General features: G+C 65.2%; 30 protein-coding genes and 1 pseudogene. 6 read left to right on the forward strand and 25 right to left on the reverse strand.

Going from position 1 to position 24,283, the window contains the following annotated elements; all coding sequences use genetic code 11:
- Positions 1-22: 22 nt before the first annotated feature.
- The 13 genes from rsxC to bioB all read right to left on the reverse strand — a co-directional run bounded on the left by rsxC (position 23) and on the right by bioB (position 11,395).
- Positions 23-1,708, reverse strand: coding sequence for an electron transport complex subunit RsxC (rsxC, locus tag L6Q67_RS00910; protein ID WP_296563835.1), 1,686 nt, complete (start codon positions 1,706-1,708; stop codon positions 23-25).
- A gap of 80 nt (positions 1,709-1,788) precedes the next feature.
- Positions 1,789-2,340: an electron transport complex subunit RsxB gene (rsxB, locus tag L6Q67_RS00915; RefSeq protein ID WP_296563838.1), complete on the reverse strand. Its 552-nt coding sequence runs from the start codon at positions 2,338-2,340 to the stop codon at positions 1,789-1,791.
- Between the two features lie 16 nt (positions 2,341-2,356).
- The gene (gene rsxA / locus L6Q67_RS00920; protein ID WP_296563841.1) at positions 2,357-2,941 is read right to left on the reverse strand and encodes an electron transport complex subunit RsxA; all 585 of its coding nucleotides are present in this window, start codon (positions 2,939-2,941) and stop codon (positions 2,357-2,359) included.
- A gap of 96 nt (positions 2,942-3,037) precedes the next feature.
- Positions 3,038-4,051 carry a quinone-dependent dihydroorotate dehydrogenase gene (locus L6Q67_RS00925; RefSeq protein WP_296563844.1) on the reverse strand — a complete coding sequence of 338 codons (1,014 nt, stop codon included), beginning with the start codon at positions 4,049-4,051 and terminating at the stop codon, positions 3,038-3,040.
- A 41-nt stretch (positions 4,052-4,092) separates the two neighbouring features.
- A complete protein-coding gene (locus tag L6Q67_RS00930; RefSeq protein ID WP_296563847.1) occupies positions 4,093-4,596 on the reverse strand; it encodes a hypothetical protein in 504 nt (167 codons plus the stop codon).
- A complete protein-coding gene (locus L6Q67_RS00935) occupies positions 4,593-5,333 on the reverse strand; it encodes an arginyltransferase (protein ID WP_296563849.1) in 741 nt (246 codons plus the stop codon). Before L6Q67_RS00935 ends, L6Q67_RS00930 begins: the two co-directional genes overlap by 4 nt.
- Before the next feature lie 6 nt (positions 5,334-5,339).
- Positions 5,340-6,044 carry a leucyl/phenylalanyl-tRNA--protein transferase gene (gene aat, locus L6Q67_RS00940; protein WP_296563854.1) on the reverse strand — a complete coding sequence of 235 codons (705 nt, stop codon included), beginning with the start codon at positions 6,042-6,044 and terminating at the stop codon, positions 5,340-5,342.
- A gap of 75 nt (positions 6,045-6,119) precedes the next feature.
- Positions 6,120-6,656 (reverse strand): C40 family peptidase, encoded by a 537-nt coding sequence (locus tag L6Q67_RS00945; protein WP_296563856.1) that lies wholly within the window; start codon positions 6,654-6,656, stop codon positions 6,120-6,122.
- A 248-nt stretch (positions 6,657-6,904) separates the two neighbouring features.
- A complete protein-coding gene (gene serB, locus L6Q67_RS00950; RefSeq protein WP_296563859.1) occupies positions 6,905-7,735 on the reverse strand; it encodes a phosphoserine phosphatase SerB in 831 nt (276 codons plus the stop codon).
- Positions 7,735-8,811 (reverse strand): 3-deoxy-7-phosphoheptulonate synthase, encoded by a 1,077-nt coding sequence (locus L6Q67_RS00955; RefSeq protein ID WP_296563861.1) that lies wholly within the window; start codon positions 8,809-8,811, stop codon positions 7,735-7,737. Before L6Q67_RS00955 ends, serB begins: the two co-directional genes overlap by 1 nt.
- Positions 8,812-8,847: 36 nt before the next feature.
- On the reverse strand, positions 8,848-9,495 hold the full coding sequence (locus L6Q67_RS00960; RefSeq protein ID WP_296563864.1) for a pyrimidine 5'-nucleotidase: 648 nt from the start codon (positions 9,493-9,495) through the stop codon (positions 8,848-8,850).
- 3 nt (positions 9,496-9,498) lie between these two features.
- Positions 9,499-10,383, reverse strand: coding sequence for a methyltransferase domain-containing protein (locus L6Q67_RS00965; RefSeq protein ID WP_296563867.1), 885 nt, complete (start codon positions 10,381-10,383; stop codon positions 9,499-9,501).
- Between the two features lie 16 nt (positions 10,384-10,399).
- Complete coding sequence (bioB, locus tag L6Q67_RS00970; protein ID WP_296563870.1) at positions 10,400-11,395, reverse strand: biotin synthase BioB; 996 nt, start codon at positions 11,393-11,395, stop codon at positions 10,400-10,402.
- Positions 11,396-11,494: 99 nt separating this feature from the next.
- Here bioB and L6Q67_RS00975 point away from each other — a divergent pair.
- From L6Q67_RS00975 to L6Q67_RS00985, 3 genes and pseudogenes are all read left to right on the forward strand, one after another.
- Positions 11,495-11,656: pseudogene (locus L6Q67_RS00975) on the forward strand (double zinc ribbon domain-containing protein); the annotation flags it as partial.
- Between the two features lie 45 nt (positions 11,657-11,701).
- Positions 11,702-12,172: a ComF family protein gene (locus tag L6Q67_RS00980; RefSeq protein ID WP_296565178.1), complete on the forward strand. Its 471-nt coding sequence runs from the start codon at positions 11,702-11,704 to the stop codon at positions 12,170-12,172.
- A gap of 33 nt (positions 12,173-12,205) precedes the next feature.
- Positions 12,206-12,670 (forward strand): tRNA (cytidine(34)-2'-O)-methyltransferase, encoded by a 465-nt coding sequence (locus L6Q67_RS00985; protein ID WP_296563872.1) that lies wholly within the window; start codon positions 12,206-12,208, stop codon positions 12,668-12,670.
- Positions 12,671-12,683: 13 nt separating this feature from the next.
- Here L6Q67_RS00985 and L6Q67_RS00990 read toward each other — a convergent pair whose 3' ends face one another.
- The 6 genes from L6Q67_RS00990 to L6Q67_RS01015 are packed head-to-tail and all read right to left on the reverse strand — an operon-like array spanning position 12,684 to position 15,651.
- On the reverse strand, positions 12,684-13,664 hold the full coding sequence (locus L6Q67_RS00990) for an NAD(P)H-dependent glycerol-3-phosphate dehydrogenase (RefSeq protein ID WP_296563875.1): 981 nt from the start codon (positions 13,662-13,664) through the stop codon (positions 12,684-12,686).
- A gap of 4 nt (positions 13,665-13,668) precedes the next feature.
- Complete coding sequence (locus tag L6Q67_RS00995) at positions 13,669-14,121, reverse strand: SH3 domain-containing protein (protein ID WP_296563878.1); 453 nt, start codon at positions 14,119-14,121, stop codon at positions 13,669-13,671.
- The gene (gene secB, locus L6Q67_RS01000) at positions 14,121-14,588 is read right to left on the reverse strand and encodes a protein-export chaperone SecB (RefSeq protein WP_296563881.1); all 468 of its coding nucleotides are present in this window, start codon (positions 14,586-14,588) and stop codon (positions 14,121-14,123) included. The genes L6Q67_RS00995 and secB overlap by 1 nt, the downstream gene beginning before the upstream one ends.
- Positions 14,589-14,625: 37 nt before the next feature.
- Positions 14,626-14,895, reverse strand: a complete 270-nt coding sequence (grxC, locus tag L6Q67_RS01005; RefSeq protein WP_296563883.1) for a glutaredoxin 3 — start codon at positions 14,893-14,895, stop codon at positions 14,626-14,628.
- 2 nt (positions 14,896-14,897) lie between these two features.
- Positions 14,898-15,305: a rhodanese-like domain-containing protein gene (locus L6Q67_RS01010; RefSeq protein WP_296563885.1), complete on the reverse strand. Its 408-nt coding sequence runs from the start codon at positions 15,303-15,305 to the stop codon at positions 14,898-14,900.
- 28 nt (positions 15,306-15,333) lie between these two features.
- Positions 15,334-15,651, reverse strand: coding sequence for a metalloregulator ArsR/SmtB family transcription factor (locus L6Q67_RS01015; RefSeq protein ID WP_296563887.1), 318 nt, complete (start codon positions 15,649-15,651; stop codon positions 15,334-15,336).
- Positions 15,652-15,845: 194 nt separating this feature from the next.
- On the opposite strand from L6Q67_RS01015, the gene L6Q67_RS01020 reads away from it, so the two are divergent.
- Genes L6Q67_RS01020 through L6Q67_RS01030 form a run of 3 tightly spaced genes read left to right on the forward strand, consistent with a single transcriptional unit; the run spans position 15,846 to position 18,549 of the window.
- Positions 15,846-17,261, forward strand: coding sequence for a S41 family peptidase (locus L6Q67_RS01020; RefSeq protein ID WP_296563890.1), 1,416 nt, complete (start codon positions 15,846-15,848; stop codon positions 17,259-17,261).
- Positions 17,262-17,283: 22 nt separating this feature from the next.
- Positions 17,284-17,736, forward strand: coding sequence for a hypothetical protein (locus L6Q67_RS01025; protein ID WP_296563892.1), 453 nt, complete (start codon positions 17,284-17,286; stop codon positions 17,734-17,736).
- 57 nt (positions 17,737-17,793) lie between these two features.
- Positions 17,794-18,549, forward strand: coding sequence for a molybdopterin-synthase adenylyltransferase MoeB (locus L6Q67_RS01030; protein ID WP_296563895.1), 756 nt, complete (start codon positions 17,794-17,796; stop codon positions 18,547-18,549).
- Here the strand turns inward: L6Q67_RS01030 and L6Q67_RS01035 are convergent.
- The 6 genes from L6Q67_RS01035 to glyA all read right to left on the reverse strand — a co-directional run bounded on the left by L6Q67_RS01035 (position 18,535) and on the right by glyA (position 24,206).
- The gene (locus tag L6Q67_RS01035) at positions 18,535-19,515 is read right to left on the reverse strand and encodes a sterol desaturase family protein (RefSeq protein WP_296563897.1); all 981 of its coding nucleotides are present in this window, start codon (positions 19,513-19,515) and stop codon (positions 18,535-18,537) included. The two genes, L6Q67_RS01030 and L6Q67_RS01035, sit on opposite strands and share 15 nt — an antisense overlap.
- Positions 19,512-20,252: a polysaccharide deacetylase family protein gene (locus L6Q67_RS01040; protein WP_296563900.1), complete on the reverse strand. Its 741-nt coding sequence runs from the start codon at positions 20,250-20,252 to the stop codon at positions 19,512-19,514. The genes L6Q67_RS01035 and L6Q67_RS01040 overlap by 4 nt, the downstream gene beginning before the upstream one ends.
- Positions 20,249-21,208, reverse strand: a complete 960-nt coding sequence (locus L6Q67_RS01045; protein WP_296563903.1) for a beta-propeller fold lactonase family protein — start codon at positions 21,206-21,208, stop codon at positions 20,249-20,251. The genes L6Q67_RS01040 and L6Q67_RS01045 overlap by 4 nt, the downstream gene beginning before the upstream one ends.
- Positions 21,209-21,336: 128 nt before the next feature.
- Positions 21,337-22,425 carry a bifunctional diaminohydroxyphosphoribosylaminopyrimidine deaminase/5-amino-6-(5-phosphoribosylamino)uracil reductase RibD gene (gene ribD, locus L6Q67_RS01050; RefSeq protein ID WP_296563906.1) on the reverse strand — a complete coding sequence of 363 codons (1,089 nt, stop codon included), beginning with the start codon at positions 22,423-22,425 and terminating at the stop codon, positions 21,337-21,339.
- A gap of 12 nt (positions 22,426-22,437) precedes the next feature.
- Positions 22,438-22,917 (reverse strand): transcriptional regulator NrdR, encoded by a 480-nt coding sequence (gene nrdR, locus L6Q67_RS01055; protein ID WP_296563909.1) that lies wholly within the window; start codon positions 22,915-22,917, stop codon positions 22,438-22,440.
- Positions 22,918-22,955: 38 nt separating this feature from the next.
- The gene (glyA, locus tag L6Q67_RS01060) at positions 22,956-24,206 is read right to left on the reverse strand and encodes a serine hydroxymethyltransferase (RefSeq protein ID WP_296563914.1); all 1,251 of its coding nucleotides are present in this window, start codon (positions 24,204-24,206) and stop codon (positions 22,956-22,958) included.
- Positions 24,207-24,283: the final 77 nt, after the last annotated feature.

A 24,283-nucleotide genomic window follows, 5' to 3' on the forward strand; every position in this document is an offset into this window, starting at 1 on the left:
GGGTGGTTTCCGGGCGGCGCGCTCAGGCCTGGCCGGCCGGGGGTGGGGGTTCGGTGGGCTGCTCCAGGGCGGCACGGCGGGCATCGATGGCGGCCATCTCGGCCTGCACGCCGGGGGTGCTGGCGTCCGTGTTTTTGGGGGCAATCTGCGCCTTCTGCTGGCGGGCCTTCTCCATGGCGGCCTCGATCAGGGCGCGCTTGGCGTCGCCGCCGGTGGGCTTGGCTGCGGTGGGGGTGGCCCCCGGGGGCGCAGCCTCGCCGGCGACCTTTTCGCGGGTGGCGGCCGCCTTGGCAGCGAGCTTCTCGGCTTTCTCCTGCTTCTCCCGCTCTTGCCGGAGGTTCTTGAACTCGAAGCGTTCGCGGGCGGTGTCGGCCGCCTCCTTTTCCCGCTCACGGGCCCAGATCTCGCTCTTGGAGAAGCGGAAATAGTCCACCAGTGGAATGTGGGAAGGGCACACAAAGCTGCAGCAGCCGCACTCGATGCAGTCGAAGAGGTGGTATTCCTGGGTCTTGCCGAAGTTCTTGGCGCGGGAGAACCAGTACATCTCGAAGGGGGCGAGGTCGGCCGGGCAGGCCTTGGCACACTCGCCACAGCGGATGCAGGGCATCTCGGGCGGGGGCGGCGGGAACAGGGCCGGGCTGCCGACCAGGATGCAGTTGGTGGCCTTGACCACCGGCACGTCGAAGGCCGGCATGCGTACCCCCATCATCGGGCCACCCATGATGTAGCGGTCGGTGTCGGGGTGGGCGCCGGCCAGGCGTACCACGTGATCCATCGGCGTGCCGATCAGGACATCGTAGTTGCGCGGGGTATCGACGTTGCCGGCCACGGTGACGACCCGTGAAAGCAGGGGCCGGCCGTGCTCGAGGGCGTCGTGGATGCTGTAGGCGGTGCCGACGTTGAAGCACTGCACGCCAAAATCGGTGGAGCGGCGCCCGTGGGGGACTTCGATGCCGGTGAGCACCCGGATGAGCTGCTTGGCGCCGCCCGCCGGGTAGCGGGTGGGGATGCTCAGGGCCTCGATGCCCTGCTCTCCACTGGCAGTGATGGCGGCCTGGACGGCAGCGAGGGCCTCGGGCTTGTTGTCCTCGATGCCGATCAGCACTTCCCGGGCCTGGAGCATGTGGCGCATGGCGCTGATGCCCTTGAGCATGTCGGCGGCCCGCTCGCGCATCAGCATGTCGTCACAGGTGATGAAGGGCTCGCATTCGGCCCCGTTGATCACCAGGGTGTCGAGGCGGCCTTCCTTGCCGGGCTTGAGCTTGAGGTGGCTGGGGAACACGGCGCCGCCCAGGCCCACCACGCCCGCGTCACGCAGGTAGTCACGCAGTTCGTCGGGAGTGGCTGCGCGGACGTTGATCCGTTCGAGCTCGCCCCAGCGATCCTCGCCATCGGGTTCGATGACCACCGACAGGGTGGTGAGGCCCGAGGTGTGGGGCATGACCGCCGGCAGCACGTCACGGACGATGCCGGAGGTGGACGCATGCACAGCGGAGGACAGGTTGCCGTCGGCCGCACCGATGCGCTGGCCTTTGAATACCCGGTCGCCGGGCTGCACCAGGGGGCGGGGGTGGCCGCCGACGGATTGATGGAGGGGTATCACCAGCCGGTCCGGCAGGGGCACGGGGGCGATGGGGGCGGTGGTGGAGCGTTCCTTGTTGGTCTGGGGCTTGACGCCGCCATGGAACTTGAAGAGTTTGCGCAGCATGTCAGATCTGCCCGGCGGTCCGGAGGGATGGGTTGGCCCCACGGGGAGCGCGAACGAGGTGTGCGTGGAAACGCTTCATCCTAGGCAGCCTGCTTGATCTGGAAGACCGGGTAGCGCCATTTCCAGGTGTCCACCGTTTCGGCGATGGGCTCCATGGCGATGCAGTCCACCGGGCAGGGGGCCAGGCACAACTCGCAGCCGGTGCAGTCGGCGGCGATGATGGTGTGCATCTGCTTGGCCGCGCCGACGATGGCGTCCACGGGGCAGGCCTGGATGCACAGGGTGCAGCCGATGCAGGTGGCTTCGTCGATCACCGCCACCGACTTGGGTTTTTCAACCCCGTGTTCTTCGGAGAGGGGCTTGAATTCGCGGCCGAGCAGGTCGGCCAGCTTGCGGATGCCCTCTTCGCCACCCGGCGGGCACTGGTTGATCTCGGCCTCGCCGCCGGCGATGGCGTTGGCGTAGGGGCGACAGCCCGGAAAGCCGCACTGGCCGCACTGGGTTTGCGGAAGGATGGCGTCGATCTTGTCCACCAGCGGATCGCCTTCGACCTTGAACTTGATCGAGGCAAAACCCAGCCCGGCCCCGAGGAGCAGGGCGATGCCGGTCATGACGAGGAGTGCGGTGAGCATGGTTCGGTGCGGAGGCTCAGTGATACTTGTCGAGACCGGCAAAGCCCATGAAGGCCAGGCTCATCAGGCCGGCCGTGACCATGGCGATGGCGGTGCCCTTGAACGGGGCCGGTACGTCGGCGCCATCCAGGCGCTCGCGGATGCCGGCAAAAAGGATGAGGACGAGGGAGAAACCGACGGAGCTGCCGAAGCCGAATAGCAGGGATTCAAGCAGGTCGTGGTGCAGGGCCACGTTGAGCAGGGGGACGCCCAGTACCGCGCAGTTGGTGGTGATCAGGGGCAGGTAGATGCCGAGCACCTGATGCAGCACCGGGCTGGTCTTCTGGATGACCAGCTCGGTGACCTGGACGATGGCGGCGATGATCACGATGAAGGCCAGGGTGCGTAGATAGTCCACGCCCGCGGGCATGAGGACGTAGTGATCCACCAGGTAGCTGGTGCCGCAGCCCAGGGTCAGCACGAAGGTGGTCGCTGCCCCCATGCCAATGGCCGTGTCGAGCTTCTTGGAGACACCCATGAAGGGGCACAGGCCGAGGATTCGGACCAGGACGACGTTGTTCACCAGAACTGCGCCGAGGATCACGAAAAGATAACTGGTCATGTCAGCTGCACAGGGGAAGGGCAGGACCCGGATTATCCCGTGATGGCTGGCGGGGGCTCAAGCCTGCTGCGAGTGGGGACAATCCGGCAGGGAGCATCAGCTGTAGTCGCGGGTTTCTGCAACCGCCTCGCGAACCAGGGCCGGGCCGCGGTAGATCAGGCCGCTGTAGATCTGCACCAGCTTGGCTCCTGCATCCAGCTTTGCGCGGGCCTGGCGGCCGTCGAAGACCCCGCCGGCGGCGATGATGGGCAGTTCGTTCTGGAGCGCCTTCGCCAGCGCTGCCACGACGGCAGTGGACGCTTCGAACAGGGGGGCGCCGGACAAGCCCCCTTGCTGATCACCAAAGGGAATCCCCTGGACCTTGTCCCGGGCCAGGGTGGTGTTGGTGGCGATCACAGCATCGATGCGGTGACGACGCAGGGCATCGGAAATATTGGTGATCTGGGCGTCGTCCAGGTCGGGGGCGATCTTGAGGGTGATCGGCACATAGCGGCCGTGCTTGTCGGCCAGTTCGGCCTGACGGGCCTTGAGCTGGCCAAGGAGCGAATCGAGCTCGGACTCGCCCTGCAGCTGACGCAGGTTCTTGGTGTTGGGCGACGAGATGTTGACCGTGATGTAGCTGGCCAGGGGGTAGGCCTTGTCGAGGCAGATCAGGTAGTCGTCGGCAGCCCGCTCGATGGGGGTGTCGGCGTTCTTGCCGATGTTGATGCCGAGGATGCCCTTGAATTTCATGGCTTCGACGTTGCCGATGAGGGCGTCGATGCCGTGGTTGTTGAAACCCATGCGGTTGATGATGCCCTTCACCTCGGGCAGCCGGAACATGCGCGGCTTTGGATTGCCGGGCTGGGCGCGGGGGGTGATGGTGCCGATTTCGATGAAACCGAAACCCATGCGGGCCAGGCCGTCGATGATCTCGCCGTTCTTGTCGAGGCCGGCGGCCATGCCGATGCGGTTGGGGAAGCTGAGCCCCATGACTTCGACCGGGCGGGCAGGCAGCGGCTTGCCGGCTGGCAGCAGGCGCCCGGCGACATTCAGGCCGGCCAGGGCGGTTTCGTGAGCGGTCTCCGCATCAAGGGAGAAAAGGACGGGGCGGGCGATTTCGTAGAGCATCCGCCATTCTACCGCAGTGCGGAAAAGCTATGTTTCGGCGCTCAATCGACGGCGAAGCGGACCTGCAGGCCGAGATAGCCGCTGTAGCCGGGCAGGTTGGGGATGGCAACCAGATTGGCTCCGACCCGGCCCATCTGGATCAATGCGGCCGGCAGGAGCAGGACCGGCGACGGATAGCCGCTGGCGATCAGGCCGAAGGCGCCGAGGCGTAGGGGGCCGAGCGCCAGGGGCATCCAGCGGGCGCCGGCGTAGAAGGTGTTGCGGTCGTAGCTGTTGCGGAAATAGCCCGCCGTTGCCACCCAGGGCGTGCCCGTGAACTCCTTCTCGATGCCCGCCCCGGGGTTGCTTTCCCGCCAGTCCCGACGGTCGGGCTGGAAATGATGGGAGACGCCGGAAAGCACCAGCCAGTGGCGCCCGGGGGCGTCGATGAAGTCATCCAAGGGGGCTGCCGCCCGGGCCGGGGTGCTGACGAGGGCAACGAGGGCAAGGCAAGCGAGGGTGGAGAGGGGGTGATGCCGGATGCTGGGGCGGGCTGGGTGAGTCATTCGAGTTGGGCGATGTCGGTATCGGTAAGGGTTTGCCACTGCCCGCCGACGCGCCCCTGGAGCGGTCTGAAGCGGGCCTTGTAGGCCATCTTGCGGCTGTCCCGGATCCAGTAGCCGAGGTAAAGATAGGGGAGCTGGAGCTCCCTGCAGACTTCGATCTGCCACAGCACGCCAAAGGTGCCCAGCCCGGGTCCGGAGGCCTCGGGTTCGTAGAAGGTGTAGACGCTCGAGAGGCCGTCGGTGAGGCAGTCAATGACGCTGACCATGCGCAGGATGCCGTTCTCGCGAAACTCGATGAGGCGGCTGTCCACGTGGCTTTGCAGCAGGAAATGGGCGTATTGCTCCCGGTTGTCCTGGTCCATGCCGCCGCCGGCATGGCGGCTCGCCTGGTAGCGCTGGTAGAGCAGATAATGCTCCTCGATGAACTCGAGGGGTATTTCCCGGGGCTGGAGACCACCGCAGGCATTCCAGGCGCGGCGCTGGCTGCGATTGGGGCGGAAGGCGGCGACGGGAATACGTACGGGAATGCAGGCGCGGCAGGTGTCGCAGTAAGGGCGGTAGGTGAAGATGCCGCTGCGGCGGAAGCCGCTATGGACCAGCTCGCTGTAAAGCGGTGTGTCGATGAGGTGGCTGGGGGTGGCAACCTGCGAGCGCGCCTGGCGGTCGGGCAGGTAGGAGCACGCGTAGGGGGCGGTGGCGTAGAACTGCAGCAGGGAGTAGGGATAGTCCTTGAGCATCGGGCACTACGTCCAGGGGTGAGTCGCACCATCCTCGGGCCAGCGTGCTGGCGGTGAAGTCACGTCGGCAAAGGCGTCCAGCAGTTTCGCAAATTCGTCCCGGGCGATCTCCCGGCCGCCCAGTGAGGCCAGATGCCGCGTGGTCATTTGACAATCTAGCACGCGGAAATTGCGTTGCTCAAGAAAGCGCGTGAGGTGGGCAAAGGCGATTTTTGACGCGTCGGTACGCCGGCTGAACATGGATTCGCCAAAAAAAGCCTGCCCCAGGGCCATGCCATAAAGCCCGCCGACCAGTGCGCCGTTCATGTAGGTCTCGACGCTGTGGGCGTAGCCGAGCTGGTGCATGCGGATGTAGGCCGCCTGGATCTCAGGCGTTATCCAGGTGCGCCCGCCGGGTTCGCGGGGGGCGGCGCAGGCCCGGATCACGCCTGCGAAGTCGTGATCGAGGCGGACTTCGTAATCCCCTTTGCGCAGGGTCTTGTGCAGGGAGCGGGTGATCCGTACTTCATCAGGGAAGACCACCATGCGGGGGTTCGGGCTCCACCACAGGATGGGCTCACCGTCGTTGAACCACGGGAAGATGCCGCGCTGATAGGCGGCCAGTAGCCATTCGGGGGTGAGGGCACCGCCCGCAGCAAGTAGCCCGTTGGGTTCGCGGAGGGCGCGGGATAGTGGCGGAAAGGCTGGGTGATCACCCAGCCAGGGAATCATGCCGCCCCTTGAAACGTGGGATTGTGGAGTCCGGGCGCCGCATGATGCCGGTGGGGACTGACCCGATGAAGCGGGTCAGTTGGTCTGGGATTGACGTGACTGGGTGCCGGGGAGGACGCGGCGGGCGCCGTCGTAGCGGGCGGCCCAGTAACTGATGCGCATGTCTTCGACGCGGACGACCCCGCCGGTGGACGGGGCATGAACAAACTGGTTGTTGCCGAGGTAGATGCCGACGTGGGAGAAGGTGCGGCGCATGGTGTTGAAAAACACCAGATCACCCGGCTTGAGCTCAGTGCGGCTCACCTGTTCGCCCATCTGGGACATCTCGGCTGCTGTTCGGGGCATGCCGAAGCCCAGGGCGTCGGCGAAGACCTTGCCGACAAAACCGCTGCAGTCAAATCCGGTAAGCGGGCTGGTGCCACCCATGCGATAGGGGACGCCGAGGAAATTGAGGCTGCGATCGACCAGTGAGCGCACCGAGTCGGTATAACGCTCGAAAACCGACGGGGGCGGCGCTTCGTCGTTACCCCGGTATTGGGGCTCGGAGGCGAGGACCGCACCGGTGGAGGCGATCGCTACAAAAAAGCCGATTATCGTCTTCTTGATAGGCATCGCGCGAATATACCTTTGCCCGAAGTGGGTGTAAAGAATTTCGACAAATCTATTCATGCTGTCATGCAGCATGTGCATTGCGCCACGGTGAATCGGTGTCGACATCGTTAGGATGAAATCGCACTGGACGCGAGCAGCAAGGTTGGGGAGACCGCGCGGGAGGCAGGCTGAACCGGTCGGCATGTCTCCATGAAAGGGCCCTTCGGTTTTTCCATCCCAAGCGCTCGTGCCAGTCGCACCAGATTTTTTCAGGCAAACAACCTGAGAATGCCGTCCAGCCCCGCGTGGCTGATGGCATGGGTGGCCTGTTTTCGCACCACTGGCTTGGCGTGATAGGCGATGCCAATGCCGGCTTCAGACAGCATGGGCAGGTCGTTGGCTCCATCGCCGGCGGCGATCACGCTTTCGGGCGAGAAGCCATGGTGCTTGCGCACCAGCTGGAGGGTATGGCGCTTGGCCTCGCCGTCGATGACATCCCCTTTTACCTTGCCGGTCAGCTTGCCGCCGCGGATTTCCAGCTGGTTGGCGACGGCGTAGTCGAAGCCGAGCTGCTTCTGCAGGCGTTCGGTGAAATAGGTGAATCCGCCGGAGACCAGCACGGTCACGATGCCTGCCTGCTTGAGCCCGGTCATCAGTGTTTCGGCGCCGGGGTTGAGTCGCAGACGCTCCTGGAAGACCCGGCCCAGGGCTTCCTCGGGCAGGCCTTCGAGCAGGGCCACGCGCCGGCTCAGGGACTCACGAAAATCCAGCTCTCCGCGCATCGCGGCCTCGGTGATGGCGGCCACTTCTGTCTTGAGCCCCTGCATGTCGGCGATCTCGTCGATGCACTCGATGCTGATCAGCGTCGAATCCATGTCGGTGACGAAGAGGCGGAAATCCTTCAGGTGGCGGTCTTCGGGAACGAAGGCGAAATCCAGCTGGTGGGTTTCGCAGTAGGCCTCGAGGTCGGGGTGGGGCTGGGCGCCGATGAGCCGGAAGGCGTTGTTGCCGAGACGGCCAATGCCCTCCGAGCCGGTCAGTGTGGCGAGATCCTTCAGGGCGCGGGTTTCGACCTTGTGGCCCTGGACTACCAGATTCATCAGGCCGCGCTCCGCTTCGGCAGGATGTCCCGCAGGATGTCGCGGGTGTTGCGGATCATCTCTTCGGTGGTGCTCCAGTCCACGCAGGCATCCGTCACGGAGCAGCCGTAACGCAGCTGGGAGAGGTCGGCGGGGATGGACTGGTTGCCGGCTTCGATGTGGCTCTCGATCATCAGGCCGACGATGGAGCGGTTGCCTTCGCGGATCTGGTGGGCGACGTCGCGCATGACCAGGGGCTGGTACTCCGGGTTCTTCCAGGAGTTGGCGTGGGAGCAGTCAATGACGATGTTGGCCGGCAGCTTGGCCTTGCTGAGGGCCTTCTCGGCGAGGGATACCGAGACGGTGTCGTAGTTGGGACGCCCGCCACCGCCGCGCAGTACCACGTGGCCGTGGGCATTGCCGCGGGTGCGGATCACGGAAGACTGCCCCTGGCCGTTGATGCCCAGGAAGCTGTGGGGGTGGGAGGCGGACAGAATGCCGTTGACCGCGGCGTCGAGGGATCCGTCGGTGCCGTTCTTGAAGCCGACCGGGGTGGACAGGCCGGAGGCCATCTCGCGGTGGGTCTGGGATTCGGAGGTGCGGGCGCCAATGGCGGTCCAGGCGATGAGGTCGCCGTAGTACTGGGGGGCGATGGGGTCGAGGGCCTCGGTACCGGTGGGCAGGCCCACTTCGTTGACCTCCAGCAAGAAGCGGCGCGCCTTCTCCATGCCTTCGTCGATGCGGAAGGAGTCGTCCATGTACGGATCGTTGATGTAGCCCTTCCAGCCGGTCGAGGTACGGGGCTTTTCGAAGTACACGCGCATCACCAGCACCAGAGTGTCGGAGACTTCGTCGGCCAGCTTCTTTAGGCGACGGGCATAGTCGATGCCGGCGACAGGATCGTGGATGGAGCAGGGACCCACCACGACGAAAACCCGCGGGTCCTTGTGGTCGAGAATGGCCTGCAGGGTCTGGCGGCCCTCGGTCACCACCTTGGCGGCGGTGTCGCTGAGGGGCAGGCGGGCGGTGATCTCGTCCGGCGAGGGCATGCGGTCGAAGGCCGCAATGTTCAGGTTTTCAGTCTTGGAGTTGGGCATGACGGACTCGCTGTCTGGATAGCGTAATCCACCATTTTACCTCGAAGTGATGTTCCTGATGGCGTGTCGCGCCAGACCCAGCACCGAGGGCAACTGGCAGTCCACAAAATCGGGCTGGCGCAGGCTGCGGCTGATCCACACGGTCTTCATGCCCAGGCGTTTGGCGGTGCGCAGGTTTTCGGCACTGTCCTCGACCATGATGCAGCGCCGGGGATTGAGCCGGTGATCCCTGATGAGGTGATGGAAGCCGGCCAGCTTGGGCTTTGGATGAAAGCGCATCTGCTCTACCGAGTAGACGTCGGCGAACAGGCTGCGGATGCCCATCACCGCCAGCACGGCCTCGGCATATTGGCGGGGGCCGTTGGAGAAGACGATCTTCTTGCCTGGGAGGCGGCGCAGCAGGTGGCGTACGGCGCTGTCGAACACCACCATCCGCGCCAGGTCGGGGAACTGATGGGTGTGGTGGAGGAAGTGCTCGGGCTGGGTGCCGTGGTGGCGCATCAGGCCGGTGAGGGTGGCGCCGTAGCGTTTCCAGTAGTCCATGCGCAGCCGGTTGGCGTCCCGCTCGTCGAGATCCAGGTGGCGCATGAGGTAGGCCGTCATGCTGCGGTTGATGTGCGGAAAGATGTGCGGGCTGGCGTTGTGCAGCGTGTTGTCCAGATCGAAGAGCCAGATCGGGTGCATGAACTAGGCCGGCTTGCGTTCGAAGCGGACGATGGCGCGACCGTCGTCCAGAACCTTGGGGGCGGCCTTCCAGGCGTGGCCGTACACCACCTCGACGGTGGCTGGCAGGCGCCCGTCCCGGCGCAGTCGTTCGTAGTTGGCCCGGAGCGCGGCCCAGTGGCCCTTGCCGACGAGGCCGCGAGGACGGCTCATGGCGGCATTGCCCGATCCGCTGGTGCGCAGATCGCGGAACAGGTCATCCAGGCGGGTATAGGTGACAGTGAGCATTTCCATGTCCATCACCGGGTCGGAGAAGCCGGCGCCGACCAGGGCGTCGCCGAGGTCGTGCATGTCGATGAAGCGGTGTACGTGTTCGGCGTTGGACGGCGGCAGGGCTGCCCGGAGCTCCTTGAGGGTGTCGGGGCCGAAAGTGGAGAACATGAGCATGCCGCCCACTTCCAGGACGCGGTGGATTTCCTTCAGGGCGGGCAGTGGATCGTGCAGCCACTGCAGCATCAGGTTGGACCAGGCCAGTGATACCGACGCCCGGGCCAGGGGCAGGGCGTTGGCGTCTGCGCAGAGAAAGTCGGGGTCGGCGGGTTTGCCGATGCGCATCAGCCGCTTGAACAGCCCCTTCTCGCCGCGGGCCTGGGCCAGCATGGCCGGGGCACTGTCGATGGCAATGCGGGGCACGCCTGGGTAGCGTTCGGCAAAGGCGGCCAGGTCGGCGCCGGGGCCGCAGCCCAGGTCGAGGATGCGCTTTGGCTCGATGCGGATGTAGTCGAGGCGCTCACCCATGCGCCGGGAGATCTCCCGGGCCAGGGTGTCGACGGAAGCGTAGCCGGTGGCGGCCCGCTCGGCCCGACGCCGCACAAGGCGTGGGTCGAGCTGGAAGTCCGGCAAGGTCATTGCGGTTTGGCGGGCCTCAGACGGACTTGAGTCCGAGACGGGCAAACAGCGCGTCGTCGGAGTCGGCGTCCGGATTGTTGGTGGTCAGCAGGCGTTCGCCGTAGAAGATCGAGTTGGCTCCGGCCATGAAGCACAGGGCCTGGATGCCTTCGCCGAGTTCCTGGCGGCCGGCGGAGAGGCGCACGTAGCTCTCGGGCATGGTGATCCGTGCGGCGGCGATCATGCGCACGAAGTCGAAGGGGTCGATGGGCTCGGCCTTGTCGAGGGGCGTGCCTTCCACCTGCACGAGGTTGTTGATGGGCACGGAGTCCGGCGGCGGGTTCATGTTGGCCAGTTCGGCCAGCAGGGCGGCGCGGCTCTTCTTGGTCTCACCCAGCCCGACGATACCGCCGCAGCACACGTTGATGCCGGCGTCGCGCACCTTTTCGAGGGTGTCGAGGCGGTCTTTCAGGGTGTGGGTGGTGATGATCTGGCCGTAGAATTCGGGCGAGGTGTCGATGTTGTGGTTGTAGTAATCGAGGCCGGCGTCCTTGAGTTGCTCGGCCTGGCCGTCCTTGAGCATGCCGAGGGTGACGCAGGTTTCGAGGCCGAGGGCTTTCACCTCGCGCACCATGTCGAGCACCGGGGCGAGGTCCTTTTCCTTCGGGCCGCGCCAGGCTGCACCCATGCAGAAGCGCGATGCCCCCTTGGCTTTGGCGGCACGGGCGTTGTCGAGCACTTCGTTGAGGGGCAGCAGGGCTTCTTTTTCAAGGCCGGTGTCGTAGCGGGACGACTGGGAACAGTAGCCGCAGTCTTCGGAACAGCCCCCTGTCTTGATGGACAGCAGGGTGGAGCGCTGGACGGCATTGGGGTCGAAATGTGCCCGGTGCACTTCCTGGGCACGGAACAGCAGATCATTGAAGGGCAGGGCGAACAAGGCCTCGATTTCGGCCACACTCCAGCGTTTGCGTGCGGGGGCGTTGGTGGTGGTGAGCGTGTTCTCTGCGTGGGCGACGGTTGCGGTCATTGTCATGCACCCTTTTTATAGGCTGTAATTTTGAATTACGAAGCTCTCAAGTTTCCCTGAAGGGGTCTGGACTTGTCAAATCAAGCGCTTGGATGGCGTCAACGGATGGGCTCGGTTCTGGAGGCTTTTTTCCCTCAGCAGTGCTTTGCGTGCGGCGGGGGGAGCGGGAGTGCCGTGCTGTGCCCGGACTGCCTGCAGACCCTGCCCGGGCGCGGGCAGGCGCGTTGCCCGAGCTGCGGGATTTCCCAGCCGGAGGGGAGTGTGTGCGGGGCCTGCCTCAGCCATCCACCTTCTTTTGATCGTACCGTTGCGGTGCTTGATTACGGCTTTCCGCTCGACCGGCTTGTCCAGGCCTTGAAATACGGGCATCGCCTGTCGGTGAGCCGGCTGTTCGTGGAAATGCTGGCAGCCCAGGCGGCGCCCGAGGCGGACCTGGTGATTCCGATGCCGCTGCATGTTTCGCGGCTGCGTGCCCGGGGGTTCAACCAGGCGGCCGAGTTGGCGCGGCCACTGGCGCGGCGCTGGGGCGTGCCGGTGGCGCTGGATGGTGTGGCGCGTGATGTGGATACGGCTCCCCAGGCCGGACTGCCGTGGAAAGCCCGGGCGGCCAATGTGCGCGGTGCCTTTAGGGTGACGGCAGGGGTGGAGGGGCTGCGGGTGGTGGTGGTGGATGACGTGATGACCACGGGTGCGACGCTTGCAGAACTGGCGCGCAGTCTGAAAGGAGCGGGCGCTGCGAGTGTGGAGAACCGTGTGCTGGCGCGCACACCAAAGCCGGGTTGATCCCGCTGGGCGGGGCGTGCACAATCCGCGCCCATGTTCCATGTCGTCCTCCATCAGCCGGAAATTCCACCGAATACTGGCAACATCATGCGCATGTGTGCCAATTCGGGCGCACGGCTGCACCTCGTCAAACCCCTCGGCTTTACCCTGGAAGAAAAGCAGCTGGTTCGTGCCGGCCTCGATTACCGGGACATGGCGGTGGTCACCGTGCATGAGGACTGGCCCAGTTGCAGGGCCGGTTTTGCGGGGCAGCGGATTTTTGCCCTTACCTCCCATGGCGCCCGCAGTTACGCCGAAGTGGCCTTCGTGCCTGGTGATGTGTTCGTCTTTGGTTCCGAGTCCCGCGGCCTGCCGCTGGAGCTGCACGCGGAGTTTGCCGGGGAACAGCGCCTGCGCATTCCGATGCGACCCGACAATCGCAGTCTCAATCTGTCGAATGCTGCGGCGGTCGTGGTCTTTGAGGCGTGGCGCCAGAATGGCTTTGCCGGCGGGGCCTGAACGGCCCGCCTGATCATTCCTGCTTGGGGTCGCGGGCGAGGAGTTGCTCAACGGCGTCCCGCGCCGACAGCTTGCCTGCCAGCACACCGTCCACGGCCCGGGTGATGGGCATGTCCACACCCAGGTGGGTGGAGAGGGCGGCCACCTCACGGGTGGTGCTGACGCCTTCGGCCACGTGGCCGAGGGCCTCGAGGATGTCGGGGAGGGTCTTGCCTTCGGCCAGCAGCAGGCCGACGCGTCGGTTGCGGGAGAGGTCGCCGGTGCAAGTCAGCACCAGGTCGCCCAGCCCGGCCAGGCCCATGAAGGTGTCGCGCCGACCACCGAGGGCCATGCCCAGGCGCGTGATCTCGGCCAGACCCCGGGTGATCAGGGCAGCCCGGGCGTTGAGCCCGAAGCCCATGCCGTCGGCAACGCCGGCGGCGATGGCCATGACGTTCTTGACCGCTCCGCCCACTTCGGCACCGATGAGGTCGTCGTTGGCATAGAGGCGCAGTCGGTTGTTGTGCAGGGCCTGGACCCAGTGACGGGCAAACTCGATGTCACGGGCGGCGATGGTGACCGCTGCGGGCAGGCCCTGGGCGACTTCGGCAGCAAAGCTCGGCCCGGTGAGCACGCCACACGGCGCGTCGGTACCGAGTTCTTCTTCGATGATCTGGTGGGGCAGTTTGGCGGTGCCGGCCTCCAGGCCCTTGCATGCCCAGAGCAGGGGTGTTGCGGGTGCCGCAGCGCGCAGGGCGCGGGCGGTGGTGCGCAGGCCCGCCAGCGGGGTAACGACGAGGTGCAGGTCGGCCTGGGCGGCCTGCTGCAGATCGTCACTGAAGCTCAAGGTGGCGGGGAGTGGGATGCCCGGCAGGTAGCGGCGATTCTCACCATCCTGGCGCAGGGCGGCAATCTCGGAAGGCTCCCGGCTCCACAGAACCACGTCGTGACCACGGCTGAAGGCGATGGCCAAGGCCGTGCCCCAGGCTCCGGCACCGAAGACCGCGATACGCATGTGCTTAGAGTCCCCAGACCTGATTGACGCGAATGAAGCCGCTGGTGCCGTCCCGGTGCTTGACCTTGACCCAGCCGTCAGCGGGCTTGTCCGATAGTTCGAGAACCACGTCCTTGCTCGCCTCGAAGGCAAGGGGGGCGTTGGCTTCGGGCTTCTGGCGGATATCGGCGCGTGCCGCGGTGATGATCACCGTGCGCTTGTCGGACAACTGGCGGCGCTCCAGCCACAGCAGGCTGCCGGCCGGTTCGCGGACCTTGACCCAGCGATCAATGTTCACCACCGTTTCCACAGGGGTGTAGCGCTGGATCACGAAAAGGGGTTTGCCCTGCTTTGAGGGGGCGTCGTAGAGGATGGCCGGCTCGGCGAGGGAACGGTAGTCCGAGGCAGCTGCGCCTGCCGCTGCGAAAGCGAGCGGCAGGCCGAGCAGCGCCGCGAGGGTAGGGCGGCGCAGCTTCATTACTGGATCGGCGTGTCGGCAGCGGGCTCTTGGGAAGCCTGCTGACGGTTCTGCTGGAACAGGGCCTCGAAGTTGACCGGGGCCAGGATCACCGGCTGGAAGCCGGCACGGGCCACGGCGTCGGAGACGGCTTCGCGGGCGTAGGGGAAGAGGATGTTCGCGCAGCCGATCATCATGATCGGCTCCAGATCTTCCTGGGGCACGTTGCGGATCTGGAAGATGCCAGCCTGGGCCACTTCAACCAGGAACACGGTCTTCTCTTCACCAAGCTTGGCGGTGACGGTGACGGTCAGCTTGACTTCGAAGACGCCTTCATCGACGGCGTTGCCTTCGGTGCGCAGCTGAACGCTGATCTGGGGTGCTTCACGCTCGAGGTAGATCTGGGGTGCGTTCGGCACTTCCAGGGACAGATCCTTGACGTAAAGCTTTTCGATGGAGAAAACGGGCTGTTCTGCGGTTTCGGACATGATGGTTTTTCCGTGGATAAAAGGATTTGGCAGCGTTTCAGGCAGCTTCGCCATTCAGCAGCGAATCAAGCTTGCCTTCGTGGTCGAGGGCGAACAGGTCGTCACAGCCCCCCACGTGAAAGTCGCCGATATAGATTTGCGGCACGGTGCGGCGGCCGGTACGTTCCATCATCTCGTCGCGGCGGGCCGGATCGATGTCGATGCGCACCTTGTCGATTTCCGCAACGCCCTTGCGTCGCAGCAGGCCTTCTGCGCGGACGCAGTAGGGGCACACGGCGGTCGTGTACATGAGCACTTTGGCTTGCATGGTCATTTCTTCTTGCGGCTGATGGGCATGCCCGCCTGCTCCCAGGCGGCGATGCCGCCTTCGAGGTTGTGCACGTGGTTGAAGCCGGCCTTGCGCAGGACGCCGCAGGCCGAGGCGGAGCGGCTGCCGCTCTGGCAGTTGAGGATGACCGGCTTGTCCTTGAACTTGTCGAGTTCGCCCAGGCGCTTCTCAAGCTCGCCCAGGGGGATGTGGCGTGCGTTGAGGAGGTGGCCGGAGCCGTACTCGGCGGACTCGCGGACATCCACCACGATGGCGTCTTCGCGATTGATGAGCATGGTTGCCTGGGCGGGGGAAATACCACGACCGCCCTTCAGGGAGGTGACGACGAGCAGGGAGCCGCTGACGGCGGCAAGGGCTGCCCAGTACCAGTTTTGCTGGATGAATTCCACTAAACGAACTCCGGGTCGAAAAAGGGGGTCAGGCGTCGTCGTTGCAGAAGACTTCGCGCATCATGACGATCAGCTGGAGTGTGCGGGTGTCGCCGACGCGGTAATAAACCCGGTTGGCGTCCTTGCGGGTGAGCAGCACGCCCTTGTCTCGCAGAATGGCGAGGTGCTGGGAAATATTGCTTTGCGAGGTGCCGACGGCTTCCACAATATCCTGTACACAGACTTCCTCGCTTCCGACCACGCACAGGATTTTAAGGCGCAGGGGGTGAGAAATCGCCTTGAGGGCTCGAGCAGCGGTCTCGATGTGCTCCTGTTTGGCGATGAGATCAACAAAGTCTGTTTTCACGAAAGCGACGGACGGTTAAGGGCTGAGTGACCCGATAAAATACCACTTTTTCGCAGGGCCAGTGTAGAGGCCCTGGTGCGTGCCGAGCCGGGAACCTTTCCGGTTTATACTCCTCTCCCTACTCAGAATAGCCCGATTGCGGGCATGTGATGGCGTTCGGGGCCCCCGGGGCCCTGCGTCCAGACGGAGACTTTATGCGCAGCAGACTGCAACAAGCTGGCCTGGTGTTCACCGGGCTTTGTGCCGGGGTTCTGATCAGCCTCAATTTCTCGGCCAACGCGGACAAGGCGGCTGGCCTGGCGCCCCTGCCGGTGGAAGAGTTGCGCAACCTGGCGGATGTCTTCAACGCCATCAAGCAGGGCTACGTGGAGCCGGTGGATGACAAGAAGCTCATCACCCACGCCATCAGCGGCATGCTGTCCAACCTTGATCCCCACTCCGCCTATCTGGATGCGGAAGCCTTCAAGGAACTGCAGGTGGGCACTCAGGGCGAGTTCGGTGGCCTGGGTATCGAGGTGGGGTCGGAGGATGGCTTCGTCAAGGTCATCTCGCCCATCGAGGATACGCCGGCCTTCCGTGCCGGCATCAAGGCCGGCGACCTGATCATCAAGCTCGACGATACCTCGGTGAAGGGCATGCCCCTCAACGATGCGGTCAAGCGCATGCGTGGCAAGCCCAAGACCTCCATCGTGCTGACCATTGCCCGCAAGGGCGAGGCCAAGCCGATCGTGGTGACGCTGGTGCGGGAGGTCATCAAGGTCCAGAGCGTCAAGTCGAAGGTGGTCGAGCCGGGCTACGGCTACGTGCGGGTCGTGCAGTTCCAGGAGCAGACGGCGGCCTCCCTGGTGCAACACCTGGAAAAACTGGTCAAGCAGGGTGAGCTGAAGGGGCTGGTGCTGGACCTGCGCAATGATCCGGGCGGTTTGCTGCATGGCGCGGTGGGGGTTTCGGCCGCTTTCCTGCCGGCAAAGGCCCTGGTGGTGTCCACGGACGGGCGTGCCGAAGACGCCAAGCGCAAGTACCTTGCGGTTCCCGACGACTATCTGCGTGGCGCGCGGGAGGACTTCATCCGTAACGTGCCTCCTTCCATCAAGAACGTGCCGATGGTGGTGCTGGTGAATGGCGGCTCGGCCTCGGCTTCCGAAATCGTTGCCGGCGCTCTCCAGGATCACAAGCGTGCGGTGGTGATGGGTACCCAGAGTTTCGGCAAGGGTTCGGTGCAGACCATCCTTCCGCTCAACAGCAATGCGGCGATCAAGCTCACCACGGCGCGTTACTTCACGCCCAGCGGCCGGTCGATCCAGGCGAAGGGCATCGTGCCCGACATCATCGTCGAGGAGACGCCGGGTGGCGCTTCCCGCGAACGCATGCGCGAAGCGGATCTCGACCGCCATCTTGGCAACGGCCGTGAGCCGGAGCCACTCAAGCCTGAAGCCGTGCCCGCCCCGAAGAAGGAAGCCGTGCCGAAGTCCAAGGACAAGGAAAAGCCCAAGGATGAGGTGGATGAGACCAAGCCGCCCTTCGAGATTGCCGGCAAGGACGACTACCAGCTGGCCCAGGCGGTGAATTTGCTCAAGGGTCTGCAGATCCTCCAGAATAGCGGCAAGTGACGACGATGGCGGGGGTGTGGTGATGCGACGCGAGACTGCTTACAAGCTGGCTGGACGCAAGCACGGGACGCATCACCACGCCGGAGCCGGCATCGCCAAGACCCGGGAGATCTGTTTCAAGACCTACCCGGAAGGCCAGATCCACCAGGCGCGCCGTTCCCTGGCCGCCCTGCGTGGGGTCCAGGTGGAGCAGGGGCGTCATGAGCTGGCTCTGGTGGTGCGCTACAACGTCCTCGACTACACCCTCGAGCTTCTGGAGGAAGCCCTGGTCAATGCCGGCTTCCAGCTTGATCGGCCCTTGCTGGTGCGCCTTCACCGGGCTCTGATCTACTACGTGGAAGACACGCAGGTGCACAACCTGCGTTCGCCGGAGCGGCTCATCAAGCAGTCGCACGAGGTCTACATCAACGCCTACGCGGCCCACCCTCACGGCGATCACGACGACACGCCGCCGGATCTGCGAGAGTTCAAATAAGGGTCCGGTTTCTCCGGATTCAGGGCGCCGGCATGGCGCCATTTCTTTTTCCCCCCCATGAACGACGATCAGCTGCTGCGCTATTCACGACACATTCTTCTGCCCCAGATCGGTATCGAAGGGCAGGATGCCATTGTTGCGGCCCGGGTGCTGGTAGTGGGGGCCGGCGGTCTCGGCTCACCGGCTGCCATGTACTTGGCGGCGGCGGGCGTGGGCACGCTGGTGCTGGCGGACGGCGATACCGTGGATCTGACCAACCTGCAGCGGCAGATCCTGCACAGCCAGGACGGCGTCGGGCGCCTGAAAGTGGAGTCGGGCCGCGATAGCCTGGCGCGCCTGAATCCGGAGGTGAACGTCGTGCCCCTGGCCTGCCGGCTGGAGGGCGAAGCGCTGGCACGAGAGGTCGCCCAGGCGGATGTGGTGCTGGACTGCTCCGACAATTTTGCGACCCGCCACGCCATCAACAGGGCCTGTGTGGTGGCCCGCAAGCCCCTGGTTTCCGGGGCGGCTGTCCGTTTCGACGGGCAGGTTTCGGTCTTCGACCTGCGCCAGGAGAGCAGCCCCTGTTACCACTGCCTGTTTCCTGAAGGGGAGGATGTCGAGGAGGTGCGCTGCGCCGTGATGGGCGTGTTTGCCCCGATCACCGGCATCGTCGGCGCCGTTCAGGCGGCCGAGGCGCTCAAGCTGCTTGCCAGTTGCGGTGAAACCCTGACGGGGCGACTGCTGCTCCTCGATGCGCTGGCGATGGACTGGCGGACCATCCGCCTCGGGCGCGATCCGGGCTGTCAGGTGTGCGCCTCACAGCGCACCTGAGCCCGGGTGGCGGGTGCTGAGCGCCCGCCACAGCAGGACCAGCCCGAGCTTCTGCTGGAGCCAGAAATCATCCCTCGCGGCAAGTACTTCGGCGCTGTCCTCATGGATGCCGGTGGGGGGAAGTCGCTCCTCGAGGTGCAGGGTGCCGAAGAGCGCGTCCCAGAACGGAAACAGGATTGCGAAGTTGCAGCCGTGGCGATAGCGCTTGCCCGGGGGCAGATCCAGGGCATGGTGCCAGCGGTGGTAGCGTGGCCCGACGATGAGATAGTCGCCCAGGCGTCCGAAGCCCAGTCGGGTGTTGGTGTGGGACAGGTTTTCCACCAGGCGCAGGGTGACCAGCAGGCCGATGAAATGGCCGGGTGGCACGCCGATCACCAGGGACAGCCCGGCAAACCATACACCGGCAATCAGGTCGTCGAGCAGGTGGTTGCGGGAGTCCGTCCAGAAGGACATCTGGCGCTGGGAATGATGGATGCCGTGGAGCGCCCACCACCAGGCGAAGGTGTGGGACAGGCGGTGACGCCAGTATTCAGCAAAATCCAGGATCAGCAGGTAGATCACGAAGCTGACCAGGGGATGGGTGTCGAGGCTGGGCAGCCAGTCCTCGAGCTGTTGCGGGATCATGTCGTGAAAGCGCAGCCAGCCGTCCACGGCCATGAAGGCGGGGGCCAGCAGGGCAAAGACGGCCAGAGGGATGATGCCCAGGCGGTTGAGCAGGGTGTAGAGCACATCCACCCTCACGGCCTTGCGGCCGCTCCACCGTTCGGCGGGCCAGAGAGCTTCCAGCGGCCGCATGATCGAATAGGCAATGGCCAGCTCGAGAATGCCGATAAGGACGAATTCGATGCCCTCGAAGCCCATTTCCACGTAGCTGGCCAGGCCCAGGGCAAACAGCACGGGCTGAACCATGCGGTCGAACAGCCAGCCCTGGGTGGCGACGAAGAGGTCGGTGAGAAAGTTGATCATGGCGTCGGTATGCGGGCAAAGCATAAGCCGCGAGCCTTCAGGCCGGCGATCAGGGGGTCGAGCATGGGCGCGAAGGGATCCTGGCGGGACCAGATGCCCAGGTGGGCCATCAGGATGTCACCGTCCCGGATCTGTGCCAGGGCTCGTGCCAGCAGAGCGGCGTTGGGGTGGGTGTGGGACGGCAGTTCATCCCCGAGAAAGCCGGCCGCAGCCCAGGACACGTGGCGATAGCCGCAAGCCTGGGCCGCCTCAAGGGTGAGGCGTGTCGTCCGGCCTCCGGGTGCCCGCCACAGGGGGTCGAGAGGGCGCCCCGTGAGGGCCTGGAAGCGGGTGTCGGGGGCCTTCAGTTCGGCGCAGATCTGGCTTGCGTCGAGCTGCGTCCGGGTGCCGTCCATCAGTCGATAGCTCACTTTCCCGTCCGCGCCATCGTGGCGAAAACTGCCGTGCCGCCAGGTGTGGCTGCCAAAGGCATGGCCTTCCGCGACCCGGGCCTTCCAGTAGTCTGCCCAGCTGGCGTCGAGGGCATGGTCGCCGCGCAGGGTCTTCTCCTGGGCCACGAAGAAAGTCGCCTTCACCTGGTGCTTGTTGAGGATTGCCGCGATCTCGTCGGCGTGGCGCATGTTGCCGGTATCGAGGGTCAGATATACCGTGCCCCGGCAGCTCTCCGGCCCTGCACTGTGGGCGAGGCCGGCGATGGCGAGCAGCAGGGCGGGCAGATAGCGGGAGGCGGTGCTCATTGCCGTGGGGCGTGGTTGATGAAGGAGACCCCGTGGGGGGATCGTCCCACCCGGATGGAGTGGGAGAGCTTCTTCTGCTCCAGGTTGACCACCTGCACGGTACGGGCAAAGCGGGCGGTGGCCCACAGTTCCTTGCCGTCGGCGCGAATCTCCATGTCGTCGGGGCCGCCGGGCACGTCGTAGCTCTCGACGAGGCTCAGGGTCTGCATGTCCACCAGGGAGATGCTGCCCTTGATGGTGCGGTTCGAGACGAAGACATGGCGGCCATCGCCCCGGGGCAGGAAGTTGTGCGCCCCCCGGGCGGTGGTGATGCGCTTGACGGTGCGGCGGGCTCGCCAGTCGATAACTTCAACATAGTCGGCGCCCATGATGCCGACCAGCAGATAGCGGTCGTCGGGGGTCATGTGGATGCCAGCCGGGGTTGGGCCCACGGGGTGCTTCCAGGCAGCTTGGCGGGTTTTCAGGTCGATGGCGAGGACTTCGTTGGAGTCCTGCAGGGTGATGAAGACGAACTGGCTGGCCTTGTCGAAGGCCATGTGGGACGGGGTCTTCTCAGCCGGGACGCGGGCAACCAGGCTGAAGTCGGAGGCACGGTAGAGATCCACCCGGTCAAGCCGCAGGGAGTTGGCGACGAACCAGGTCTTGTCCGGCGAGAAACCAAGCTGGTAGGGGTCGGAGATGTTCTTGATGCGCTTCTGTTCCTTGCCTGTGCGTGGGTCAAAGAACACCAGCTCATTGGAGACGGCGCAGGCGACGATGACCGCGCTGTCGTCGGGCATCGCCATCAGGTGATGGGGCTCCTTGCAGGCCGGCGCGCGGCCGGTCTCCTGATAGCTGCGGGTGTCGATGAAGCTGACGCTTTCGTCTACCGAATTGAGGACGATGGCCGTTTCGGCATGGAGCCCGGGGGCGAGGAGGGCTAGGGCGAGGAGGGCAGTCAGGCGGAGGTGCATCATCGAGGCGGGCGGATTGCGGTAGCAGGCTTACCTTAACGCCACGCAGCCCCTGGCGATGACGCATCTTTCATGTGTCTGTCAAAGGTTTGCAGATTTTCCCGAAGACATGCCTTCCGCTGTGCGGTGTGTCACTCCGGGCGGGCGATGATGCGCAGATCCCGGCCGACCATGCGCACATCCTGAAAGGCGAGGGGGCGCTTGCTGGCGAGACTGCTGAGGGCCGGCAGGTTGAAGAGCCCGCGGGCAGCATCGCCGACCAGCGCTGGTGCCAGGTACAGGACCAGCTCGTCCACGCAGCCTTCCCGCAGCAGCGAGCCGTTGAGCTTGAAGCCGCTTTCGGCGAGAACCTCGTTCAGACCGCGGCGGCCCAGCTCGCGCATCAGGGCGGGCAGATCCACCTTGCCGCCCTGGTCGGGCAGGATGACGACGTCGGCGCCCCGCCGCTGCAGCGCGGCGATGCGATCGGCGTCATTGAGGGCGGCGGCGATGAGGACGGGCCCACCGTCGAGCAGTCGGGCGTTGAGGGGGGTCTCGAGGCGGGCATCGACGACCACGCGCAGGGGCTGGCGCTCGGTGGGAACCGCCCGGACATTGAGTTGTGGGTTGTCGTCGCGCACGGTGCCGATGCCCGTGAGGACGGCGCAGGAGCGGGCGCGCCAGCGATGGGCGTCCCGGCGGGCATCATCACCGGTGATCCACTGGGATACGCCGTTCTCGAGGGCAGTCTTGCCGTCGAGGGTGGCTGCCACTTTCAGGCGCAGCCACGGGCGGCCCCGTGTCATGCGCGAGATGAAGCCGATGTTGAGCGCGCGGGCTGCGGATTCCTGGACGCCGGCAAGTGTGAGGATGCCGGCTTCCCGCAGTCTGGCGAGGCCTCGCCCGGCCACCAGGGGATTGGGGTCTTCCATGGCCACCACCACCCGGCCCACACCGGCCTTGACCAGTGCGTCGGCGCAGGGGGGCGTGCGGCCGTGATGGGAGCAGGGCTCAAGGGTGACGTAAGCCGTTGCACCCCGGGCCTGTTCGCCGGCCATGGCAAGGGCATGGACTTCGGCGTGGGGCTCGCCGGCGCGCACGTGCCAGCCTTCGCCGACCATCTCGCCCTGGCGGACGATGACGCAGCCCACGCGCGGGTTGGGTGTCGTGGTGAGCAGCCCGCGTTCCGCCAGTTCGAGGGCGCGGGCCATCCACCGGTAGTCGTCGGCGGTGGCAGTCATGGGGGCAAAGCTTCAGGAGGTCTTGGGGGGGCGGCCGCGGGGACGGGTACTGACTTCGCGGATGACCTCCGAGAATTCGTCCACGTCCTCAAAGGCGCGGTAAACCGAGGCGAAGCGGATGTATGCAACCTTGTCGAGCTTCTTCAGCTCACGCATCACCAGTTCGCCGATGCGTTCGGAAGGAATCTCCCGCTCGCCGGAGGAAAGCAGCTTGGCTTCGATGCGGTCCACGGCGGCATCGACACTCTCCGCCGTCACCGGCCGCTTGCGCAGGGCCAGGCTGAGGCTTCCGAGCAGCTTGTCGCGGCTGAAGTCGGCCCGGCTGCCGTTCTTCTTGACCACCTGGGGCATCTTGAGGTCGATGCGTTCGTAGGTGGTGAAGCGCTTGTCGCAGGAGAGGCAGCGACGGCGGCGCCGCACGATGTCACCGTCCTCGTTTTCACGGGTGTCGGTGACCTGCGTGTTGTCGGCGCCGCAGAAGGGGCAATGCATGACCTAGCGCGCGTGCCTGCCGTTGTCGCCGTGAGCGCTTAGGCGCCGTACACCGGGAACTTGCGGCACAGCTCGGCAACCTTGGCGCGCACGTTTTCGGTGGTGGCTTCGTCGTTGGGCTTGTCGAGCACGTCGGCGATGAGATGCGCGATGCGCTCGGCCTCGATCTCCGTGAAGCCGCGGGTGGTCATCGCCGGGGAGCCGATACGGATGCCGGAGGTGACGAAGGGCTTCTGGGGGTCGTTGGGGATCGAGTTTTTATTGACGGTGATGTGGGCACGACCCAGGGCGGCTTCGGCTTCCTTGCCGGTGATGTTCTTGGACTGCAGATCGACCAGGAACACGTGGCTCTCGGTGCGGCCGGAAACGATGCGCAGGCCACGCTCTTCACCCAGCACGCGGGCCATCACGCGGGCGTTGGCGATGACTTGCTCCTGGTAGCGCTTGAAGGAGGGCTCGGCGGCTTCCTTGAAGGCCACGGCCTTGGCGGCGATGACGTGCATCAGCGGACCACCCTGGAGGCCCGGGAAAATGGCTGAGTTGAGGGCCTTCTCGTGCTCGGCCTTCATCAGGATGATGCCGCCGCGGGGGCCGCGGAGGGTCTTGTGGGTGGTGGAGGTGACCACGTCGGCGTGGGGCACCGGGTTGGGGTAGTAGCCGGCGGCGATGAGGCCGGCGTAGTGGGCCATGTCGACCCAGAAGATGGCGCCGATTTCCTTGGCGATCTTTGCGAAGCGCTCGAAGTCGATGCGCAGGGCATAGGCGGAGGCGCCGGCGATGATGATGCGCGGCTTGTGCTCACGGGCCAGCGCTTCCATCTTGTCGTAGTCGATCTCTTCGTTCTGGTCGAGGCCGTACGCGACCACGTTGAACCACTTGCCGGACATGTTGAGCGGCATGCCGTGGGTCAGGTGACCGCCTTCGGCGAGGCTCATGCCCATGATGGTGTCGCCGGGCTTGGCGAAGGCCATCAGGACGGCCTGGTTGGCCTGGGAGCCGGAGTTGGGCTGGACGTTGGCAGCTTCAGCGCCGAACAGGGTCTTGAGGCGGTCGATGGCGAGCTGCTCGGCCAGGTCGACGAATTCGCAACCACCGTAATACCGCTTGCCCGGATAACCCTCCGCGTACTTGTTGGTGAGCTGGGAGCCCTGGGCTTCCATGACGGCTGCACTGACATAGTTCTCGGACGCGATCAGTTCGATGTGATCTTCCTGACGGCGGTTTTCGGCCTCAATGGCTTGCCAGAGTTCGGGGTCGACCTTGGCGAGGGTATTTTGCTTGGAAAACATGGCGATCCGGGTGGGTTTGAGTCAAAAGGGGAGTTTAACACGGCCCTTCACGCTTGCCGAAAGCCGGTGTTCCAAAA

It is taken from the genome of Zoogloea sp., from assembly GCF_023150065.1.
GTDB lineage: Bacteria > Pseudomonadota > Gammaproteobacteria > Burkholderiales > Rhodocyclaceae > Zoogloea.

Coding starts and splice junctions, on each gene's coding strand:
- serB (WP_296563859.1), bottom strand. CDS start 7,735: ATGAATCTGGTAGTCCAGGGCCACAAGGTCGAAACCCGCGCCCTGAAG.
- grxC (WP_296563883.1), bottom strand. CDS start 14,895: ATGCAAGCCAAAGTGCTCATGTACACGACCGCCGTGTGCCCCTACTGC.
- L6Q67_RS00995 (WP_296563878.1), bottom strand. CDS start 14,121: ATGAAGCTGCGCCGCCCTACCCTCGCGGCGCTGCTCGGCCTGCCGCTC.
- L6Q67_RS01020 (WP_296563890.1), top strand. CDS start 15,846: ATGCGCAGCAGACTGCAACAAGCTGGCCTGGTGTTCACCGGGCTTTGT.
- bioB (WP_296563870.1), bottom strand. CDS start 11,395: ATGACAATGACCGCAACCGTCGCCCACGCAGAGAACACGCTCACCACC.
- L6Q67_RS00930 (WP_296563847.1), bottom strand. CDS start 4,596: ATGACTCACCCAGCCCGCCCCAGCATCCGGCATCACCCCCTCTCCACC.
- L6Q67_RS01030 (WP_296563895.1), top strand. CDS start 17,794: ATGAACGACGATCAGCTGCTGCGCTATTCACGACACATTCTTCTGCCC.
- L6Q67_RS00945 (WP_296563856.1), bottom strand. CDS start 6,656: ATGCCTATCAAGAAGACGATAATCGGCTTTTTTGTAGCGATCGCCTCC.
- rsxC (WP_296563835.1), bottom strand. CDS start 1,708: ATGCTGCGCAAACTCTTCAAGTTCCATGGCGGCGTCAAGCCCCAGACC.
- rsxB (WP_296563838.1), bottom strand. CDS start 2,340: ATGCTCACCGCACTCCTCGTCATGACCGGCATCGCCCTGCTCCTCGGG.
- L6Q67_RS00985 (WP_296563872.1), top strand. CDS start 12,206: ATGTTCCATGTCGTCCTCCATCAGCCGGAAATTCCACCGAATACTGGC.
- L6Q67_RS00960 (WP_296563864.1), bottom strand. CDS start 9,495: ATGCACCCGATCTGGCTCTTCGATCTGGACAACACGCTGCACAACGCC.
- L6Q67_RS01025 (WP_296563892.1), top strand. CDS start 17,284: ATGCGACGCGAGACTGCTTACAAGCTGGCTGGACGCAAGCACGGGACG.
- L6Q67_RS00935 (WP_296563849.1), bottom strand. CDS start 5,333: ATGCTCAAGGACTATCCCTACTCCCTGCTGCAGTTCTACGCCACCGCC.
- glyA (WP_296563914.1), bottom strand. CDS start 24,206: ATGTTTTCCAAGCAAAATACCCTCGCCAAGGTCGACCCCGAACTCTGG.
- L6Q67_RS00955 (WP_296563861.1), bottom strand. CDS start 8,811: ATGCCCAACTCCAAGACTGAAAACCTGAACATTGCGGCCTTCGACCGC.
- L6Q67_RS00965 (WP_296563867.1), bottom strand. CDS start 10,383: ATGACCTTGCCGGACTTCCAGCTCGACCCACGCCTTGTGCGGCGTCGG.
- L6Q67_RS01035 (WP_296563897.1), bottom strand. CDS start 19,515: ATGATCAACTTTCTCACCGACCTCTTCGTCGCCACCCAGGGCTGGCTG.
- ribD (WP_296563906.1), bottom strand. CDS start 22,425: ATGACTGCCACCGCCGACGACTACCGGTGGATGGCCCGCGCCCTCGAA.
- secB (WP_296563881.1), bottom strand. CDS start 14,588: ATGTCCGAAACCGCAGAACAGCCCGTTTTCTCCATCGAAAAGCTTTAC.
- L6Q67_RS01045 (WP_296563903.1), bottom strand. CDS start 21,208: ATGATGCACCTCCGCCTGACTGCCCTCCTCGCCCTAGCCCTCCTCGCC.
- aat (WP_296563854.1), bottom strand. CDS start 6,044: ATGATTCCCTGGCTGGGTGATCACCCAGCCTTTCCGCCACTATCCCGC.
- L6Q67_RS00925 (WP_296563844.1), bottom strand. CDS start 4,051: ATGCTCTACGAAATCGCCCGCCCCGTCCTTTTCTCCCTTGATGCGGAG.
- L6Q67_RS01040 (WP_296563900.1), bottom strand. CDS start 20,252: ATGAGCACCGCCTCCCGCTATCTGCCCGCCCTGCTGCTCGCCATCGCC.
- rsxA (WP_296563841.1), bottom strand. CDS start 2,941: ATGACCAGTTATCTTTTCGTGATCCTCGGCGCAGTTCTGGTGAACAAC.
- L6Q67_RS00990 (WP_296563875.1), bottom strand. CDS start 13,664: ATGCGTATCGCGGTCTTCGGTGCCGGAGCCTGGGGCACGGCCTTGGCC.
- nrdR (WP_296563909.1), bottom strand. CDS start 22,917: ATGCATTGCCCCTTCTGCGGCGCCGACAACACGCAGGTCACCGACACC.